Raw genomic sequence first — 1539 nt, 5'->3', positions numbered from 1 at the left:
CCGTCGCGCCGACCGCGATGACGGCCGAGGTGGCGGCTGCGCCGCGCAGGAAGATCCGACGGCTGGGGTTCTGCGGCTCGGACATGTGGAACTCCGTCCCTGGAGTGGGTGTCAGGACTGGACTGACTGTCAGAGGTGCCGGGAGAGGTCAGAGGTACAGGGCGGCGGTGACACTGAAGCCGCCGAGGGCGACGAACCACACGTACGGAAGCGTGCGTGCCATCACCTTCTGTGGTGTGACGCCCGCGTACTGGGCGGCCCACACCGTCTGGGTACTGGTCGGGTCGGCGACGCCGAACACCTGGTTGTACGAGGTGGTCAGGCCGAGCACGGCGACCGCGGGGTAGACGCCCGCCGCGATGAGGACACCGGCGATACCGGCGCCGAGGCCGTACACGTTCAGCGGGCCCCGGTAGAGGCACAGCGGTACGAGGACGGTGAAGACCAGCACGAACAGCACCGCGTTCTGCGGGCTGACGGCCTTGACGAGCGGTTCCAGCGCGTCCACGGCCCCCGGCAGTTTCACCGCGGCCAGCAGGATGCCGATGGCGACGAACAGCGCGATCGGCGCCGCCGCCACCTCGAAGCCCGCGTAGAGGGTGCGTAGCAGCCGCTTGTTCATGTCGCGCGGCCGGGTGGTGGTGAACAGCGCGTACAGCACACCGGCCAGCAGCGCGGGGATGATGGGGACGTCGAGGGCGAGGGCGAGCACCAGCGGCACGACCGGGGTGAGCAGCGCGTACCAGGGCGCGTCGCCGAGTTGCTTGCGCCGGGAGACCGGGGCCGGCTTGGCGGACACGGACTTGAGCGCCCAGGCGTGCTCGACTCCCTTGCGGCGGGTCTCGATCAGCACGAAGAGGATCGCGGCGAACAGCGCGAACGGGAACAGCTTGATCATGAAGCCGCGCACGGTGGGCACGGACAGCTCGAGCGCGCTGGAGAAGAACTGCCAGACCGGCAGCTCGAAGGGCATACCGGCGGCGATCCCCATCAGGATCGTGCCCGCGGCGGTCACCTTGGGAATCCCCACCGCTATCATCGCCGGGATTCCGATGATGCCCGCGAGCATCGCGGCAGGCGCCGATCCGGTGACCGTACCCACCAGCGTGGAGACGGCGAGCACACCGAGGGCGACCACGACGGGCCGGTCCCCGCCGAACTCGACGATCTTGCGCACGAGCGTGCCCGCGATGCCGGTCTCGTCGAGGAGCTTGCCGAGCCAGGAGCCCAGCAGGATGGCGATCATGGTGGCGGCGAGCGCCGGTGCGCCTTCCTGGAGCACGGTCTCCAGCACACTGTTCTTGCCGGTCAGCGGTGCGCCGGAGACGAAGGCGATGACGACGGCCAGGATGACGAGCGCGAAGGCCGTGGGGAGTTTGCGGCTGAGCATCGCGGCGACTCCGGCCGCCATGATCAGCAGAATGACGACGCCCATGGCGTTACTTCTCTCTTCCGTGCGGTGAGCTTCCGTGCGGGGTGGCCGGCGGCGGCGCCGCCGACTCGGCGAGGGCCGCCGTCAGCAGCAGCGGGCTGCGGCCG

The 1539-nt window shown here is 69.9% G+C and carries 1 protein-coding gene; it reads right to left on the bottom strand.

The genetic code is table 11. From position 1 onward, the window contains the following. Positions 1-148 precede the first annotated feature (148 nt). Complete coding sequence (locus HY68_RS28220) at positions 149-1435, bottom strand: TRAP transporter large permease subunit (RefSeq protein WP_041994047.1); 1287 nt, start codon at positions 1433-1435, stop codon at positions 149-151. Between the last annotated feature and the right edge of the window lie 104 nt (positions 1436-1539).

The sequence above is a fragment of the Streptomyces sp. AcH 505 genome, from assembly GCF_000818175.1.
Lineage (GTDB): Bacteria > Actinomycetota > Actinomycetes > Streptomycetales > Streptomycetaceae > Streptomyces.
The sequence above is the reverse complement of the archived record's forward strand: the minus strand, read 5'-3'. Positions and strand labels throughout refer to the sequence as shown.